The organism is Mesorhizobium sp. Primo-A (assembly GCF_003997175.1).
GTDB lineage: Bacteria > Pseudomonadota > Alphaproteobacteria > Rhizobiales > Rhizobiaceae > Mesorhizobium > Mesorhizobium ciceri.
In genome coordinates this window covers 159,046-175,877 of record NZ_RZTG01000015.1, presented here as the reverse complement: position 1 = coordinate 175,877, position 16,832 = coordinate 159,046, and the positions used below count along the sequence as shown (strand labels likewise).

The following is a 16,832-nucleotide window of genomic DNA, read 5'->3' as shown; positions in this document are numbered from 1 at the left end:
AGATTTGTTATTCTTCATACTATTCATATGATATGTCTTATCGGCATTGCGATTGGAGTCAAGGGATGGGGGAGTGCCGATGACAAAGAATTCCGCTGCCGTTGCCGAGCAGCACCAAGGGCTGATCTCGATCAGCGACGGCATTGCGACCGTGGAGATCGCGCCGGCCGCCGGCGGCGCGCTGGCGTCGTATCGCTGGCGGCAAAACGGATCCGTCGTGGATTGGCTGCGCCCTGCGGATCAGGCGGCGATCGACGGCCGCGATGCCGGCGCCATGGCCTGCTTCCCGCTGGTTCCCTATTCCAATCGCATAAGGCACGGCCGCTTCGCATTCGCAGGCCGCACCGTCGAACTGCCGACCAGCCCGGACGATCCACATCATGAGCATGGCCATGGCTGGCGTCGGCCATGGACCGTCGTGCGGCACGAAGCCAGCGCCACTGTCCTATCCTATCGCCATGCCGCCGATTCCTGGCCGTGGAGCTATGAGGCAAGGCAAGAGATCTCGCTGGTCAATGGCAGCCTGATCACCGCCATCTCGCTGCGCAACCTGTCGGACGCGCCGATGCCGGCCGGGCTCGGCCTGCATCCCTATTTCCCATCGACACCGTGGACGCATGTCCAGGCGCGGGTGTCCGGCATGTGGGAGACCGACGCGGAAATCCTGCCCACCCGGCACGTCCTGCCGCCTGCAGGCTCCAACCCGACCACGGGCTTCGACGTGTCGGAGACGGACTTCGACACGGTCTTCACCGGATGGTCGCGCCGCGCCCGGATCTCCTGGCCGGAGCATGGACGGCAACTGGACATCGAGGCCGAGGCGCCACTCGATTTCCTTGTCCTCTACACGCCGCCCGGCGAGCCGTTCTTTTGCGCCGAACCGGTCAGCAACATCACCGATGCCTTCAACCGCAGGGCTGACACGGGCATCGAGGCCGGCTGTATCGTACTGGCGCCCGGGCACATGCGGTCCGCAAGCGTTCGCTTCACGCCTTCGCGGGAGATCTGATCGCCAGTCTGAGCCGCATCAACTGCTTTGCCTCGCCGCTTCGCGGATGGTCTGCAACAGGATGGAGAAGGCCGGCGAGGGCGCCGTGTCGGTCCGCATCGTCAGGCCGACCGGTCCCTTGGTTTCCTCGGTGTTGACCGGCAGGGCGACGAAGGCGCCACTGCCGAGTTCATTGGCGACGACACCGGCCGAAATGATCCAAACCGCATCGCTCTGCCGCAGGAAGGCGCGGCCGAAGGAGTCCGAGACGGTTTCGATCTCGGTTGCCGGCGCCGTCATGCCGCTGGTGATGAACAGGCGGTCGACGAAAGGGCGGATGACCGATTCCCGTGTCGGCATCAGCGCCGGGAACTCGTCGAGCCGCGCGAACACGTCCTGTCCGGGCTCAAGCAGCGGATGTCGCGCCCGCACCACGAACAGCACCTGTTCGGAGTAGAGATGCTCGAAGAAGAAGCCGGTCATGTTCTCCGGCGCCGCCAACCGTCCGACGACGAGATCGAGCGCGCCGGTGCGCAACTGTTCGAGCAGCACCGCGTTCTCGCCGGTGACGATCTTGATCGCCGCACCGGTGCTCTCTTTGAGGAACAGGCTCATGGCAAGCGGCATCACCCGCGCCGACACCGTCGGCAGCGCGCCGATGCGGATCGGGTGCCGGTTGACCGCTCCGTCCTGGCGGACGGAATCGACGCCTTGCTTGAGCGCCGTGATCGCCATGGCGGCGTGGCGAAGGAAGATCTCGCCGATGCGCGTCAGTCGGATGCCGCGGCCGTCGCGCTCCACCACCGCAACCCCCAGCGCCTCTTCCAGTTCGCGCAATGTCTTGGTCACGGCCGGCGGGCTGACATGCAGCAAGTCAGCCGCTCGCGCCACGCTCCCCTGCCGCGCAACTTCCAGGAATGCCTGCAGGTGACGGAACCGAATGCGGCTCTCGGACATGGATTCGATAACCCCTGAGTTAATGAAACGCCAAAAAATATCATTTTACCGAACCAAACGCCTTGTGCAATGTGAGGGCGGAGGATCGAAACCGTGCCATTCGTCACCATCGGCGGCATCACGCTGCACCATCGCCACATCAAGGCGACCGGCAATGCGCGCCCAATCATATTCATCAATTCGCTCGGCACCGACTTCCGGATCTGGGACGAAATTGTCTCGACGTTCGATGGTGAAATGCCGCTGCTGGTGTATGACAAGCGCGGCCACGGACTGTCCGACATCGGCGACATCAGGTCGATCGACGATCACGTCGATGACCTCTCGGCGCTCATCGATCATTTCGGCTTGAGCAAGGTCGTGCTGTGCGGCCTGTCGGTCGGCGGCATGATCGCGCAGGGGCTCTATGCCAGGCGGCCTGAAATCGTCGAAGGCCTGATCCTTTGCGATACGGCACACAAGATCGGCACGACAGACAGCTGGAACACACGCATCGCGACCGTCGAAAGCAAGGGCATCCAGGCGATTGCCGATGGCGTGCTCAAAGTGTGGTTCACCCCCGCCTTCCACGCGGCGCGTCAGGCCGAGCTCGACGGTTACTGGAACATGATGACGAGGCAAGCGCTTGCAGGTTACGTAGGGACTTGCGCGGCCGTTCGCGATGCCGATTTCACCGATGCTGCACGCCGCATCGCGGTGCCGACGCTCTGCGTCGCCGGCGACCAGGATGGCTCGACACCTCCCGATCTCGTCCGCTCGCTGGCCGCGCTGATCCCCGGCGCGCGCTTCGAAATCATCCGCGACGCTGGACACATTCCTTGCGTCGAACAGCCTGAAGCGCTCACCGCCCTGATCCGCGGCTTTATCGCGTCGCTTGCCCCTGGAGCAGAAACCCATGGATGAAGTCCCCGGCAACGCAACCAGATATCGCACCGGCCTCGCGGTGCGGCGCTCGGTGCTTGGTGACCGCCATGTCGACCGCGCCGAGGTCGCCGCCACCGATTTCGACCAGCCTTTCCAGGAGTTGATCACCGAGGCCGCCTGGGGAACCGTGTGGGCGCGGCCGGGCTTGACCAGGCGTGAGCGTTCGATCGTCACGCTGGCGCTGCTGGCCGCACTCGGCCATGATGAGGAGGTTGCTATGCATGTGCGCGCCACCGTCAACACCGGTGCCTCGCGCGACGATATCTGCGAGGCGTTCCTGCATGTCGCCATCTATGCCGGCGTGCCGGCCGCCAACCGTGCCTTCAGAATTGCCAAGGACGTGTTTTCGGAAATGGACGGAAGCCAGAATGACCGCTGAGTCCGGCTCGAACCGAAGGCCCGAGACCGGCGCCTTCTTCCAGCGCGACCGGACCTGGCATCCACCTGTTCTGACACCGAATTACAAGACCTCCGTGCTGCGCTCGCCGCAGAAGGCGCCGCTGCCGTTCGACAACACGCTGTCGGAGATTGCAGGCCCGGTCTTCGGTCACGCCATGCTCGGCAAACTCGACGCCGACCTGATCCACAATTTCGCCAGGCCCGGCGAGAGCGCGCTCGGCGAGCGCATCATCGTCCATGGCCGGGTGCTCGATGAACGCGGCGTTGGCGTACCCGGCGCGCTGCTCGAATTCTGGCAGGCCAATGCCGGCGGCCGCTACCGCCACAAGAAGGACGGCTATCTGGCGCCGCTCGACCCGAACTTTGGCGGCTGCGGGCGCGCCATAACAGGCGAGGATGGCGGCTACGCCTTTCGCACTGTCAAGCCCGGCCCCTATCCCTGGCCGAACGGGCCGAACGACTGGCGGCCCTCGCACATCCATTTCTCGGTCTTCGGCCACGGCTTTGCGCAGCGGCTGATCACGCAGATGTATTTCGAGGGTGATCCGCTGATCTGGCACTGCCCGATCGTGCGCGGCATCCCCGACAAGGCCGCCGTCGAAACGCTGATCGCCACGCTCGACATGCAGGCGACGATCCCCTTCGACGCGCGCGCCTACAAGTTCGACATCGTGCTGCGCGGGCGCCGCGCGTCGCTGTTCGAAAACAGGCTGGAGGGCAATTGATGGCCCAGTCGCTCGACCGGCTCAGGGAAAGCCCCTCGCAGACCGCCGGACCTTATGTTCATATCGGGCTGACGCCCAATTTCTGCGGCATCGGCGGCGTCTATGCGACCGACCTTGGTGCGACCATGGTCAACGACAAGACCAAGGGGGAGCGCATCGGCCTGCGCATCCGGGTGCTCGACGGTACCGGCACGCCGCTCAAGGATGCGCTGATCGAGATCTGGCAGGCAGATGCGGATGGGCTCTACAATTCGCCGGCTGAACTGCGCGGCGCGGCCGATCCGAACTTTTTCGGCTGGGGCCGTTGCCCGACCGACATGGACACCGGTCTGTGCACGTTCGAGACGATCAAGCCGGGCCGCGTGCCGTTCAGGGACGGAAGCCTGATGGCCCCGCACATCACCCTCTGGATCGTCGCGCGCGGCATCAATCTCGGCCTGCACACACGGCTGTATTTTTCCGATGAGGAAAAGGCCAATGCCGGGGATGCGATCCTGGCGCGCATCGAGCACCGCGTCCGCGTGCCGACGCTGATCGCCGAGCGCAACGGCGATATTTATGTTTTCGACATCCATCTCCAGCGGGAGAAGGAAACGGTCTTCTTCGACAGCTGATGGTCAGGAGGAGCAGGATATGACCGTATCGCCCTTCGACCATCCACTGCTCTCCGCTCTTCTCGGCGACGAGGAGGCGAACCGGCATTTTTCCATCGAGGCGGAAATCGAGGCGATGCTTGCCTTCGAGCGGGCGCTGGCGCAAGCGGAAGCTGAAAACGGGATTATCACCAAGGATGATGCCGCCGCGATCGTGGCCGCACTTGCCACATTCCGGCCCGACACCGCCTTGCTGCGGGCTGCCGTCGCCAAAGACGGCGTCATTGTGCCGGAACTGGTACGCCAGATCAGGGCGGCGGTCGGCGAACCGCATGGCGACAAAGTGCATCTCGGCGCAACCAGCCACGATGTCATCGATACCGGCCTGGTGTTTCGGCTGAAGTCCATCGTCGAGCATCTCGGCCTGCTCCTGACCGAGACCATTATACGGCTCGTCTCGCTCGAAGAGCGGTTTGGCGGCAGGGCGCTGACGGGAATGACGCGCATGCAGCCAGCCATTCCGATCAAAGCGGCCGACCGCGTCAGGACGTGGCGGGCGCCACTGCAACGGCATCAGGAAAGATTGTCGGAACAGTCGAGGCGTCTGCTGGTGGTGCAGTTCGGCGGTGCCGCCGGCACGCTGGAAAAGCTAGGCGACAAAGGTCCGGCGGTGCGCGCAGCACTGGCCGCAAAGCTCGGCCTTGGCGACGCCCCGCATTGGCAGAACCAGCGTGACGCACTCGCCGATTTCGCCGGCCTGATGTCGCTGCTATCAGGCAGCCTCGGCAAATTCGGCCAGGACATCGCGCTGATGGCGCAAGGTGGAACCGAGATCGAGCTTTCCGGCGGCGGCGGCTCTTCGGCCATGCCGCACAAGCAGAACCCGGTGAAGGCCGAAGCGCTGGTGGCGCTTGCCCGCTTCAACGCCACGCAGCTTGCGGGCATGCATCACGCGCTCGTGCATGAGCAGGAGCGCTCGGGCGCTGCCTGGACGCTGGAATGGCTATTGCTGCCGCAAATGGTCATCGCGACGGCCGCGTCGCTCCGCCTTGCCGCTGAGCTGGCCGCACAGGTCGAAAGTCTCGGCCACTGATGCGCACGCAAATCGTCATCGTCGGGTCCGGACCGTCCGGCCTGCTGCTTGGGCAGCTTCTGGCCGGCATCGGCGTCGAGACGGTCATTCTGGAACGCGCGAGCCGCGAGCACGTGCTTGGCCGAGTGCGGGCAGGGGTGCTCGAACAGGGCACCGTCGAATTGCTGGAACAGGCCGGCGCGGCGGCAAGGCTGCACGCGGAAGGACTGCCGCATTCCGGCATCTCGCTCGCCTTCGACGGACGCCTGCACCGCATCGACCTCGAGGCACTGACCGGCGGCAGGCATGTCACCGTCTATGGCCAGACCGAGGTGACGCACGATTTGATGGACAAGCGCGATGCGGACGGACTGACCACGATCTACGAGGCGGCAAATGTCGCGTTGCACGATTTCGACGGCGCCGCACCTTTCGCGACCTATGACAAGGACGGGGTCACGCATCGCATCGATTGCGACTTCATTGCCGGCTGTGACGGCTATCACGGCGTCAGCCGCAAATCGGTGCCCGAGCGTGCGCTGAAAATCTTCGAGCGGCAGTATCCGTTCGGCTGGCTCGGCGTGCTGGCCGAAGTGCCGCCGGCCGATCACGAACTGGTCTACGCCAATCATGAAAGGGGTTTTGCCCTGTGCTCGATGCGCTCGACGCACCGCAGCCGCTATTATGTGCAGTGTCCGCAGGACGATCGCGTCGAAGCCTGGCCGGACGAGCGCTTCTGGGACGAGCTGCGCCGCCGCTTGCCCGAGCAGACGGCGGCAAGCGTCGTCACCGGCCCATCCTTCGAGAAATCGATCGCGCCGCTGCGCTCCTTCGTTGCCGAGCCGATGCGCTTCGGCCGGCTGTTCCTGGTCGGCGACGCCGCCCACATCGTGCCGCCGACCGGCGCCAAGGGTCTGAACCTCGCTGCCAGCGACGTGCGCTATCTCTTCTCGGGTTTGTGCGACTTCTATCGCGACAAATCCGCGGCTGGCATCGACTGCTATTCGCAAAAGGCGCTGGCGCGGGTCTGGAAGGCGGTTCGCTTTTCCTGGTGGATGACGACGATGCTGCATTGTTTTCCCGACACCGCCGAGTTCGGCCAGCGCATCCAGGAGGCCGAGCTCGACTATCTCGTGCAGTCGCGTGCCGCATCGACCGCGCTCGCGGAAAACTATGTCGGCCTGCCCTATTGAGGGCTGCGGATCATCCGGCGCCTTGCTGCCTGGCAAAATCCAAAAGCATCGGGCGCTGCCCCTTGAGGATTTTCACCTCGGCCTCGGGCAAGGTGAACCAGCCCGCTCTGTCGACCTCCGGGAACTCCTTCAGGGATCCCGACCTTGGCGGCCATTCCATGGTGAAAATGTTGCTCTTGATGGCGGCCACGTCGATGTCGATGGTCGCCTCGACAGACCAGGCCGAGACGATCTTGCCGCCGGGTTGTTTGTAGTCGCCGAGCCGCGCGAAGGGACCATCAACCTTGACGCCGAGCTCTTCCTCGGTCTCGCGTTGCGCTGCCGTCAACTCATCCTCGTCCTCGCCGACGAGACCCTTCGGCATCGACCAGGCGCCATCGTCCTTCTTCGCCCAGAACGGCCCGCCCGGGTGAACCAGCAACACCCTGAGATCGCCATCGCTGCGGCGATAGATCAGCAATCCCGCACTGCGTTTTGCCATTTTTGTACGTCCATTTGCGAAGCCGGCAGCCTGCTGATGGTCCTTGAATCGTTGATGCGAACCTTGCACTAGGGGATTGCGACGCTATGTCAGGCGCGTCTGCATTGCACCTCGGTCGCGAGTCCGGCAATCTGATACCATCGCTTATTTGGCGGCTCGAAGGCTAGGTGACGATGCAACTCGGTCTTATTGGCTACTATAGCGACTTCGTGGTGTATCCGCTGGTGATCGCCGTGCTGGCAGTGGCCGGGCTGCTCGAGGCTGGCGAAGAGAGTGCGCCAGGCTGGATCGGCACTGTCCTCGCCTGTCTCGGCCTCTGGACGCTGATCGAGTATGTGCTGCACAGGTTCGCTCTTCACCATATTCCTTACGTCAAGGACCTGCACGACCGTCACCATGTCGAGGAACGCAGTTCTGTGGGCACGCCAACCTGGCTCAGTCTCGGCGTGCATGCGCTGGTCGCGTTTGTGCCCGTTTGGGTGGTCTCAGATTTCGCCACCGCGAGCGCGGTGAGCTGCGGGTTGATGCTGGGATATCTGTGGTACATCAGCATCCACCACATGATCCATCACTGGCACCCGGCGCATCCGAGCTATCTCTATACGCTCAAGCGCCGTCATGCGGTGCATCACCACATCGACGAAACGGCCAATTTCGGTGTGACTTCGGCATTCTGGGATCGCGTTTTCGGCACGGCGCAGCTCTGAAGTCCTCAGTCCTCGCCGTTCAGCGCCTCTTTCCGCGACCGCCGGAAGTCTTGGCTCCGCGAGGCCCGCTCTGGACCGGCGTGTTGTTCTGGTTCTCGTCGGACAGTTTTCGCCAGCGGGCAAGGCGCTCCGGGTCGAGCGTCCCCGCCTTCAAGGCAGTCTGAACCGCGCAACCCGGCTCGTGCACATGCGTGCAGTCGCGGAACTTGCAGAGCGGTGCAAGCTCGGTGATTTCGGCAAACAGCGTGTCGATGCCGTAGCCGACATCGCTGACCTGCAGCGTCCGCATGCCCGGCGTGTCGATCACCCAGCCACCGCCGGCGATGGAATGCAGCGATCGCGACGTGGTGGTGTGGCGTCCCTTGGAATCGTGCTCGCGGATGCCCCCGGTCTGTTGCGGCGATTGCTGCGCCGATCCGGCCAGCGTGTTGACCAGCGTCGATTTGCCGACGCCGGAGGAGCCGATCAGCGCCACCGTCTGGCCGACACCGCACCAGGCAGCCAGGACGGTTGCCGCATCCGATGTGCGGGGGTTCAGCATCACCACCGGCAATCCACGCTGCAACGCCGCAGCTTGCTTCTGGTAGGTCTCGGCGTCTTCAGCGGTATCGGCCTTGGTCAGCAGGATCACCGGCGTCGTTCCGGCCTCGTTGGCCAGCGCCAGATAGCGCTCGAGCCGGGCGGGATTGAAGTCGGCATTGCACGAGGTGACGATGAACAGCGTATCGACATTGGCCGCGGCAAGCTGCGGCACCCTGCCGCCGCCCTGGGTGCGGCGTTCCAGCACCGTCTTGCGGGTCAGGCGGCGCTTCACAAGGTGTTCATGCCCATCGACCAGCACCCAGTCTCCGACGGCATAGTCACCGGTGTTTGCCTGCGCCGCCAGCGTCAGATCGACCGGCCCTGCCTGGGACAGGCCGGTCAGGCGATCGCGGTGGACGGTGGCGATCCGCGTCGGGACAAGATTGGCTTCGCCGGGCTCGAGCTGGTCGCCGAAAAATTCGGTCCAGCCCAGGCTGGCGAGCGATGGCGTGGAGTGATCCGTCACGGCTTTGACCACGGCGTCACGGACATTGGACGGTATCCCTGGCAGGGGGGGCGAACGGGGTGGGGTGATTTCCAAGCCGTGTATGGGCGGCATGGCGACATTTGGCAAGCAGGCCCGTAGCTGAGGGCTGAGCGGCAAGCTTCTGCAGCCCTTCGTCGAACTGACAATGAAGTCCATGACGCCATCAGTTTTGAAGCGTTAACAAATAATTTGACGCATGGAATATTTTTGCGTTCTATTGGGAACTGTGAAAATTGACTGAATAAGTTCCGTCAAGCATTGTCGCATCCGGTCAACGGCCGCATGACTGTGGGCGGGGCCGATCGTTGGCAGGGGATCAGGAATATATCGATGGCGGAGAAGACGCACCGCACGATGGACGACTTCGCCCAGGCATGCGGCGTGTCGCGCCCGACGCTGTCCAAATATTTCGACGATCCGGCGAGCGTGAAGCCAGCGACGCGGGCGCGCATCGAAGCCGCCCTGCGTTCCTCGGACTATCAGCCGAACCTTTTCGCCCGCAATCTCAACCGCAAGCGCACCCGCAACATCGGCATCGTCGTGCCGACGATCACCGATCCTTTCTACGCCGAGATGGTCAGCCGCATCGAATTTCGTTGCCGCGACGAAGGCTACTGGCCGATCGTCATTTCCTCGCATGGCTCGCCGAAGCTGGAGGCGGAGTCGGTCAGGACGCTGCTGTCGCTGAAGGTGGCCGGCGCGATCATCGCCCCGCTCGGCCTTGCCTCCGACCGCAGCGTCTTCGACAAGCTCGGGCAGGACATTCCGATCGTCTATTTCGACACCTATATCGAGGGCGATACGCCGTTCGTCGGCAACGACAACCGGCAGAGCGTGTCGACCATCGTCGACTATCTCTGTCGCTCGGGCGAACCGCCGGTCTATCTCGACATTCCGCATGTCAACCACAACTCCGGCGAACGCCAGGAGAGCTACATCGTCGCGATGGAGACCGCCGGCTTCAAGCCGGCCGTCATCGAGGCCGCGCGCGATTACACCTGGGACTTCGAACGCATCGGCTACGAGCAGACGGAAAAAATGCTGGAGGCCGGGACCTTGCCCGGCCGCACCATCCTGTGCGCCAACGATCGTCTCGCCTTTGGCGTAATGGCGGCCGCGTACTCGCGCGGCCTGAAGGTCGGCCGCAGGCCCGATTGCGATCTGCGCGTTGCCGCCCACGACGACCATCCGCTGAGCCGCTACACCTGTCCGGCGCTGACCACCATGGCGCAGGATTTCACCGCCATGGCCGGCCGCAGCGTCGAGATCCTGCTGGCCCTGCTGGACGAGGCCGATCCGCCGAAGCAGGGCATGGCGCGCACCGTCAAGCTCGGTGCCAACCTGGTGATGCGTCAGTCGGCCTAACCGGTCGACGTCGATCCCTCGAAGTGGCGCCAGGCCGTCACCCCCTCGACCACCGCTTGCCGGGCGGCGGGAATATGGCGTCCCATCGAGACGAAGCCATGGATCTGGCCCGGCCATTGCCGCAGGATCATAGGCACGCCCGCGGCCTGCAGGCGCGCCGCATAGGCTGCCCCTTCGTCGGCCAGGATGTCACAGCCCGCAAGCGCCACGAATGCTGGCGCGACGCCGGCAAGATCAGGCGCCAGCAAGGGCGAGACGCGCCAGTCCATGATATTGTCGGGCGTTCGCACATAATGGTCGCGGAACCATGCCATGGTCGTCGCGGTAAGGCCGAAGCCGTCGCCGAAACGCCGGTAGCTGTCCGATGTCTGCCGCGCGTCGGTGTTGGGATAGATCAGGATCTGCGTCGCAAGTGGTGGAGCGAGCCCATCGCGTGCGAGCAGCGCCAGCACTGCGGCAAGATTGCCGCCGGCGCTGTCGCCGGCAACACCAATGCGCACCTTGTCGATGCCCAGGTCGACGGCATTCTCGGCCATGAAGCGAAGTGTCGCCAGGCAATCCTCGAGCCCGGCGGGAAATTTGTGCTCCGGGGCCAGGCGATAGTCGGGGCAGACAATGACGGCGTTGCCGAGATTGGCCATCAGGCGGCAGATCTCGTCATGTGAATCGAGATTGCCGATGACCCAGCCGCCGCCATGCAGATAGAGCAGCGCCGGCGCCCCGCTCGGCAGTGCGTCGATGCCGCGATGGATGCGGACAGCGATGGGGCCGTTCGGCCCGTCGATCTGCTGTTCAAAGGTCGTCGCGACCGGCTCATGCTCACCTTGCAGCGTCGGGAACGAGGCGTTGTAGGCAGCTCGCGCCGCCGCCACGCTGCCGGTCTCGAATGGCTTGCCGCCGGCTGCACGAGCCATGTCGAGGACGCGCAGCGCATCCGGATCGAGCGTCATGATCATACCCTCAGGCCAGCAGATCGCTCGCCTCTTCCTCGGTCAGCAGGGCCGGCTGGACGACATCGCCCGCGATGGCGACCGAGCCCTGTGTTTCACCGGAGCGCAGGATAGCCTCCATGATCTCCAGCACATGCAGCGCCAGATTGCCGGAGGCGCGTGGCGTGTTGCCGGTCTGAAGCGAGCGCACCAGATCGGCGACGCCGAGCATGCGGTAATTGGCGCGATCGGGCGCCGCATAAGGCCAGTTGCGGGCGCCATAGAGTTCGCCTTCGCTGGCGAAATCCCTCCAGTCGGTGCCGCGTTTCGACAGCGACACGGTGCCGCCGAACGTGTCGGGGTCGGGCAGGCGCAGCGAGCCTTCCGTGCCGTGCAGTTCGATCGGATGGTTGGAGTGGCGAAAGACATCCCACGAGGCGCCGAAGGTGACGGTTGCGCCGGAGCGGAACTCCAGCAGCGACAGCACATTGGTCGGCGTGCCGACCTTGAATGTGGTGTTCTTGAATGGCCCTTCGGCAGTGATCAGCCGCTCCTCCTGGCCGCGCGTCGCCATCGCCATGACGCGTTCGACCGGGCCGAGCAGATTGACCAGCATGGTCAGATAGTAGGGGCCCATGTCGAACACCGGGCCACCGCCTGGCTGGTAGTAGAACTGCGGGTTGGGGTGCCAGTGCTCCATGCCGCGGCCCATCATGAAGGCGGTGCCGGTGACCGGGCGGCCGATGGCGCCGTCATCCATCAGCCGGCGGGCGCGGCGTCCGGCTGCACCAAGGAAGGTGTCGGGCGCCGAGCCGAGCAGCAGCCCGCGCGACCGCGCCTCGTCGACCAGGCGCCGTCCATCGGCGGCCGAGGTGGCGAGCGGCTTTTCGGTGAAGACGTGCTTGCCGGCCGAAAGGGCGGCAAACGAAATGTCGAAATGCGCCGCCGGAATGGTCAGGTTGAGGACGAGATCGATCTCGGGGTCGGCCAGCAGTGCATCGACGCCGAGTGCCCGTATGCCATATTCCTTCGCCCGCAGCGCCGTCATGTCGGCCGAGATATCGGCGCAGGCGCGCAACTCGATGCCGCCGAAGAGAGCGGCATTGCGCAGATAGGTCATCGAGATATTGCCGCATCCGATGACGCCGATCCCGAGTTTCGTCGTTGATATCCCGTGCATTTTCGATCGTACCTCCCAACGCGGTCACCGTCTGCCGAATCCGCCCAGAAGTAACGGATCGCCTTCGCAAAGGGCTATACAACATTTTAAATATTGACGCGCGTAAAATTTTTATACAACATGCGAAAATGCTGGCGCGATATCGGGAGGCTGCCAGTCCTGGGAGGAGAAAATGACCGACATGAAAAAACGGCCGACCGCCGATGCGGATGCCGTGGGTCATGCGCGCATCGGATATTTCCGCCGCGGCCAGGGACCTCGACGGGGTCAGGCATAGATCACCTTGGCCCCTGTCCTATCAAGCTGGCTGCGTATTGGGCCGGACAGGCCATCGTCGGTGATCACGACATCGACGCTCGACAGCGAAAAGGCCTTGGAGGTTCCGCTGACGCCCCATTTGCTCGAATCCGCAAGGAGGACAACGCGCCGGGCCATGCGCACGAGGTTTCGCTTGGTTCGCGCCATGTCTTCGTTCACGTCGACCACATCCAGTGACGAGTCAATTGCATGCGCTCCAACAAAGACCTGATGCGCTACCAAGCCGCCGAGAGCCGTGTCGGCATCGGTGATCAGCGTGCTTACCGTATCCGGGTAGACCCGGCCGCCGATCATGTGAACGTCGAGCCCGGGCCGATGCATCAGATGCTGCACGATATTCATCGCCGTGGCCGCGACCACGACATTGCTGAGCGGCGGTAACAGCATGGCAACCTGCATCAATGTCGAGCCGCCATCGAAGATGACCGATTGGTTGTCCTCGAACAGGTCTATCGCTGCCCGGGCGATGCGTTTCTTTGCATCGAGGTTTGTTTGCATCCGCCGGGCGAACGCGGCCGTGGTCGAATCCGTGGTCCGGGTCACCGCGCCTCCGCGGGTCTTGGTCAGCAGTCCCTTGCGATCCAGTATCTCGAGGTCGGAGCGCACCGTGACTTCCGACACGCCAAAATCGTCTGACAGGTCCTTGATGCGAACCTGTCCGCTGCGTTGCACTTCACCCAGGATCGATTGGCGTCTCTGCTCTGACAACATTGGCCTGTCCTTGCCTCCATGCGCCAAGCGATCGCCCTGGCCTCGGTTCACTCTACCGAAAATAGGCGAATTCGAAAGCTTTCGAAAGATTGCATTTGTTATTTCTTTCGCAAACACTGGGTCCAGGATTTTGAAATCAATCAATTGGAGAGTTTTGGACTCATGAGCCTCGGAACCAAGGTGCGCCTGGCGCGCCTCTTCTCACATCCATCGGGGAATCTTTTTGGCGGCGCGGTCGACCACTTTGTCGGCTATGGCGACGTGCGCAAAGGAGGTCTTGCCGACCTGCCGGGTGCGCTTGCACGCGTCATGGTAGGCAAACCTGACTACGTCAGCATCCAGCCTGGCACCGCGCGCCATCTGTGGCCGCAATATGCGGGCAAGGCTTCCCTGGTGATCCAGGCCGGCTGCTTCACCCCAGACGATCGCATCAGTGAACTGATTGCAACGCCCGAGGATGCGGTGCGCGCCGGCGCCGATGCGTTGGCCGTGGCCATTCCGGTGCGCGGCGCGACCGAGGGAAAATACATACGCTGGCTGACCGATTCGGTGAACGCGGCGGCTCGTTACGGCATGCCGGTGGTAGCGCATATCTACCCTCGCGATTTCACCGACGGGGCAAAAATCGTCTTCACCCCCGACGAGATCGCCTATGCGGCACGCATCGGCTACGAGTCCGGCGTCGATGTGATCAAGATCGGGTACACGGGCGATTTCGAGTCGTTCCGAGAGACCGTTCGGACCTGCCCGGTGCCGGTTGTGATCGCTGGTGGTCCGAAGACCGACACGCTGCTCGGCGCCCTTCAACAGACGGCGGACGCCATCCGTGCAGGCGCGCGCGGTGCCGTGGTGGGCCGCAATCTCTGGGGGCACGGCGATCCGGAAAAGGCAGCGATCGCCTTTCGGGGCGTCATCCATGACGGCCTTTCGGCGCAAGACGCCTTGGCGAAGGCGGGTGCCTGAACGATGCCCGCCGTCCCTTCAATCCTCGGCTTCGGAGCTATTGCGATCGACGACATCGTCTATGTCGATCAGCCGTTGTCGGCGGGCAAGGGGAAGGTTTTGCAAAGTGCCCGAGCTTTCGGGGGAAACGTCGCGACGGCACTTGCCGCCGTCGCGCGGCTCGGCGGAAGCGCCGGGTTCGTCGGATGGCTGGGCAGTGCCGCCGACGACGCCGTGTTGTGCGATCTCGTTGCGAGCGGCGTTGAAACCGCGTTCGCGCCGCGCCACCCGCACGCGCGCCCGGTGCGCTCGCGGATCACCGTCGGTTCGGATGGGGAGCGGTTCATCGCGTATGACGACGAAGCGATGCTGGGCACCGCGCCGGACTTTCCGGACGAGGTTCTCAGCCGCGCGACTGTCCTGATCGTCGACAGTTACGGGATCGGGTCGCTGGATGTCGTGGCTCGGGCTCGCGATCTCGGCCTTGCGATCCTCGGCGATGTCGAATGGAGCCACGGCCCGGCCACCGAGAGACTGATCGGGCTCTGCGACCATCTCATTCTTCCGCTGGGCTTTGCGCGGACCGCCACCGGCCGCCACTCGCCGGCCGAGATACTCGATGCATTGTGGTTGCCGTCGCGGTCCGCCGTGGTTCTGACGGATGGCGGCAGAGGCGTCTTCTATCGCGGACGCGACGAGACAGGGCTCTGGCACCTGCCTCCGCAACGGGTTGCCGTCGTCGACTCGACCGGCGCCGGTGACTGCTTTCATGGCGCCTATGCCCTTGCATTGACGCGCGGGGCCGACACCGCAGGCCGGGTCGCATTCGCGGCCGCGGCGGCGGCCCTTTCGATAACGGGGCGGGGCGGGCGCGAGGCGCTTCCGACCGACGACCAGGTCAAGGAACTCCTGGCATCGACGAACGCGCCGTCGGCAGTCGAACTGAAATATGCGCGGCTTGATACCGGAACATAGCCCGAACTATCCGAGGAAAAATTTCGCAGGTGAACGTAAGCCGAGGACAATCATAAAAATCAGTGGCTTAGACTTGTGGAGGGAGGAATATGGCAGAAGTCGTTCTTGAGAATATCTGCAAGACATACGGGAACAATTTTCACGCAATCGACCAATTGAACCTGTCGGTCAAGGACGGCGAGTTCTTGATTCTCGTCGGGCCGTCCGGCTGTGGCAAATCCACCGCGTTGCGGATGATCGCGGGATTGGAGGACGTCACCAGCGGCAGCCTTCGGATCGGCGGGGTCGACGTCGTCGACATGCCGCCCAAGGACCGCGACATTGCGATGGTCTTCCAGAGCTACGCTCTCTACCCGCATATGACCGTGTTCGAAAACATTGGCTTTTCGATGCGGCTGGCAGGCAAGCCGAAGGCCGAGCGCAAAAAGCGCGTGGACGAGATCGCCAAAACCCTTCAACTGACGTCTCTGCTGGACAGCAAACCCGCGAACCTTTCAGGCGGACAGCGTCAAAGGGTTGCCATGGGCCGCGCCATGGTGCGCGAGCCGGCAGCCTTTCTCATGGACGAACCCCTTTCCAATCTGGACGCGAAACTGCGTGTTCAAATGCGCGCCGAAATCACCAGTCTGCAAAAGCAGCTCGGCGTAACGACCATATATGTGACCCACGACCAAACCGAAGCCATGACGATGGGCGACAGGGTCGCGGTGTTGAAAGGCGGCGTGCTGCAGCAGGTCGACGCACCCAAGAGGCTCTATGAATCGCCGGTGAACGCTTTCGTTGCTGGCTTCATCGGGTCTCCTTCGATGAATCTTTTCGAGGCAACCCTGACGGGCGACGAACTGATGTCCGGCGCCTTGGCCATCCGGCTGCAGGATGCAGCCTTCGTGCGCAGGCCGGGCTTGAGGTCGTATGCGGGGCGCAAGGTCGTGTTCGGGATACGACCGGAGGATCTCTATGACAGCAGTCTCGAATCCGGCCGCAAGTATCAGACGATACCGGCAAAGGTGACCTCGATCGAAGAACTCGGATCCGAACAAATCGTCCATCTCAACATCGACGCGGTCCGGGTGGACTCCGGCGACCCTGACGCGGTGCAGGATTTCGGCCTGGCGTCGAATGCGGTGGCGAAATTCGAACCGGTCAGCACAGTCCGCTCCGGCTCGGAAATCAGCTTGGCCCTGGATGATGCCAAGCTCCATTTCTTCGACCCCGAGACGCATCTGGCAATCTGAATATCAGCGATAAGACCCGCGGGCGAGGGTGAGGCGCCTGCGTAAGAAGACTTCTGAATAATCAGACGA

General features: G+C 63.5%; 18 protein-coding genes. 12 read left to right on the top strand and 6 right to left on the bottom strand.

Annotated elements, in window-relative coordinates; all coding sequences use genetic code 11:
- The first annotated feature begins 79 nt into the window (after nucleotides 1–79).
- Nucleotides 80–1,009 carry an aldose 1-epimerase gene (locus tag EOC83_RS26510; RefSeq protein WP_063167579.1) on the top strand — a complete coding sequence of 310 codons (930 nt, stop codon included), beginning with the start codon at nucleotides 80–82 and terminating at the stop codon, nucleotides 1,007–1,009.
- A gap of 18 nt (nucleotides 1,010–1,027) precedes the next feature.
- Here EOC83_RS26510 and pcaQ read toward each other — a convergent pair whose 3' ends face one another.
- Nucleotides 1,028–1,945, bottom strand: coding sequence for a pca operon transcription factor PcaQ (pcaQ, locus tag EOC83_RS26505; RefSeq protein WP_063167580.1), 918 nt, complete (start codon nucleotides 1,943–1,945; stop codon nucleotides 1,028–1,030).
- Between the two features lie 93 nt (nucleotides 1,946–2,038).
- Here pcaQ and pcaD point away from each other — a divergent pair, with 93 nt between their 5' ends.
- Genes pcaD through pobA form a run of 6 tightly spaced genes read left to right on the top strand, consistent with a single transcriptional unit; the run spans nucleotide 2,039 to nucleotide 6,851 of the window.
- Nucleotides 2,039–2,848, top strand: coding sequence for a 3-oxoadipate enol-lactonase (pcaD, locus tag EOC83_RS26500; protein ID WP_063167581.1), 810 nt, complete (start codon nucleotides 2,039–2,041; stop codon nucleotides 2,846–2,848).
- Nucleotides 2,841–3,248, top strand: coding sequence for a 4-carboxymuconolactone decarboxylase (gene pcaC, locus EOC83_RS26495; RefSeq protein ID WP_013532963.1), 408 nt, complete (start codon nucleotides 2,841–2,843; stop codon nucleotides 3,246–3,248). The genes pcaD and pcaC overlap by 8 nt, the downstream gene beginning before the upstream one ends.
- Nucleotides 3,238–3,993, top strand: a complete 756-nt coding sequence (gene pcaH, locus EOC83_RS26490; RefSeq protein ID WP_013532962.1) for a protocatechuate 3,4-dioxygenase subunit beta — start codon at nucleotides 3,238–3,240, stop codon at nucleotides 3,991–3,993. Before pcaC ends, pcaH begins: the two co-directional genes overlap by 11 nt.
- Nucleotides 3,993–4,607 carry a protocatechuate 3,4-dioxygenase subunit alpha gene (gene pcaG / locus EOC83_RS26485; RefSeq protein WP_063167582.1) on the top strand — a complete coding sequence of 205 codons (615 nt, stop codon included), beginning with the start codon at nucleotides 3,993–3,995 and terminating at the stop codon, nucleotides 4,605–4,607. Before pcaH ends, pcaG begins: the two co-directional genes overlap by 1 nt.
- 19 nt (nucleotides 4,608–4,626) lie before the next feature.
- Complete coding sequence (locus EOC83_RS26480) at nucleotides 4,627–5,679, top strand: 3-carboxy-cis,cis-muconate cycloisomerase (RefSeq protein WP_063167583.1); 1,053 nt, start codon at nucleotides 4,627–4,629, stop codon at nucleotides 5,677–5,679.
- The gene (pobA, locus tag EOC83_RS26475; RefSeq protein WP_063167584.1) at nucleotides 5,679–6,851 is read left to right on the top strand and encodes a 4-hydroxybenzoate 3-monooxygenase; all 1,173 of its coding nucleotides are present in this window, start codon (nucleotides 5,679–5,681) and stop codon (nucleotides 6,849–6,851) included. The genes EOC83_RS26480 and pobA overlap by 1 nt, the downstream gene beginning before the upstream one ends.
- 10 nt (nucleotides 6,852–6,861) lie before the next feature.
- On the opposite strand, the gene EOC83_RS26470 is transcribed toward pobA, so the two are convergent.
- Nucleotides 6,862–7,332, bottom strand: a complete 471-nt coding sequence (locus EOC83_RS26470; RefSeq protein WP_027163879.1) for an NUDIX domain-containing protein — start codon at nucleotides 7,330–7,332, stop codon at nucleotides 6,862–6,864.
- A gap of 173 nt (nucleotides 7,333–7,505) precedes the next feature.
- On the opposite strand from EOC83_RS26470, the gene EOC83_RS26465 reads away from it, so the two are divergent.
- On the top strand, nucleotides 7,506–8,039 hold the full coding sequence (locus EOC83_RS26465; RefSeq protein WP_027163878.1) for a sterol desaturase family protein: 534 nt from the start codon (nucleotides 7,506–7,508) through the stop codon (nucleotides 8,037–8,039).
- Between the two features lie 19 nt (nucleotides 8,040–8,058).
- Here the strand turns inward: EOC83_RS26465 and rsgA are convergent, their stop codons facing one another.
- Nucleotides 8,059–9,099: a ribosome small subunit-dependent GTPase A gene (gene rsgA / locus EOC83_RS26460; protein WP_063167585.1), complete on the bottom strand. Its 1,041-nt coding sequence runs from the start codon at nucleotides 9,097–9,099 to the stop codon at nucleotides 8,059–8,061.
- Between the two features lie 339 nt (nucleotides 9,100–9,438).
- Here rsgA and EOC83_RS26455 point away from each other — a divergent pair, with 339 nt between their 5' ends.
- On the top strand, nucleotides 9,439–10,473 hold the full coding sequence (locus EOC83_RS26455) for a LacI family DNA-binding transcriptional regulator (RefSeq protein ID WP_063170181.1): 1,035 nt from the start codon (nucleotides 9,439–9,441) through the stop codon (nucleotides 10,471–10,473).
- Here the strand turns inward: EOC83_RS26455 and EOC83_RS26450 are convergent.
- The 3 genes from EOC83_RS26450 to EOC83_RS26440 all read right to left on the bottom strand — a co-directional run bounded on the left by EOC83_RS26450 (nucleotide 10,470) and on the right by EOC83_RS26440 (nucleotide 13,611).
- A complete protein-coding gene (locus EOC83_RS26450; RefSeq protein ID WP_082826663.1) occupies nucleotides 10,470–11,423 on the bottom strand; it encodes an alpha/beta hydrolase in 954 nt (317 codons plus the stop codon). The genes EOC83_RS26455 and EOC83_RS26450 overlap by 4 nt on opposite strands.
- Nucleotides 11,424–11,433: 10 nt before the next feature.
- A complete protein-coding gene (locus EOC83_RS26445; RefSeq protein ID WP_013532953.1) occupies nucleotides 11,434–12,582 on the bottom strand; it encodes a Gfo/Idh/MocA family oxidoreductase in 1,149 nt (382 codons plus the stop codon).
- A gap of 267 nt (nucleotides 12,583–12,849) precedes the next feature.
- A complete protein-coding gene (locus EOC83_RS26440) occupies nucleotides 12,850–13,611 on the bottom strand; it encodes a DeoR/GlpR family DNA-binding transcription regulator (RefSeq protein WP_013532952.1) in 762 nt (253 codons plus the stop codon).
- 162 nt (nucleotides 13,612–13,773) lie between these two features.
- Between EOC83_RS26440 and EOC83_RS26435 the strand changes: the two genes are divergently transcribed.
- The 3 genes from EOC83_RS26435 to EOC83_RS26425 all read left to right on the top strand — a co-directional run bounded on the left by EOC83_RS26435 (nucleotide 13,774) and on the right by EOC83_RS26425 (nucleotide 16,763).
- A complete protein-coding gene (locus EOC83_RS26435; RefSeq protein ID WP_023756676.1) occupies nucleotides 13,774–14,574 on the top strand; it encodes a class I fructose-bisphosphate aldolase in 801 nt (266 codons plus the stop codon).
- A 3-nt stretch (nucleotides 14,575–14,577) separates the two neighbouring features.
- Nucleotides 14,578–15,528: a PfkB family carbohydrate kinase gene (locus EOC83_RS26430; RefSeq protein WP_063167587.1), complete on the top strand. Its 951-nt coding sequence runs from the start codon at nucleotides 14,578–14,580 to the stop codon at nucleotides 15,526–15,528.
- Nucleotides 15,529–15,617: 89 nt separating this feature from the next.
- On the top strand, nucleotides 15,618–16,763 hold the full coding sequence (locus EOC83_RS26425) for an ABC transporter ATP-binding protein (protein WP_063167588.1): 1,146 nt from the start codon (nucleotides 15,618–15,620) through the stop codon (nucleotides 16,761–16,763).
- Nucleotides 16,764–16,832 lie beyond the last annotated feature (69 nt).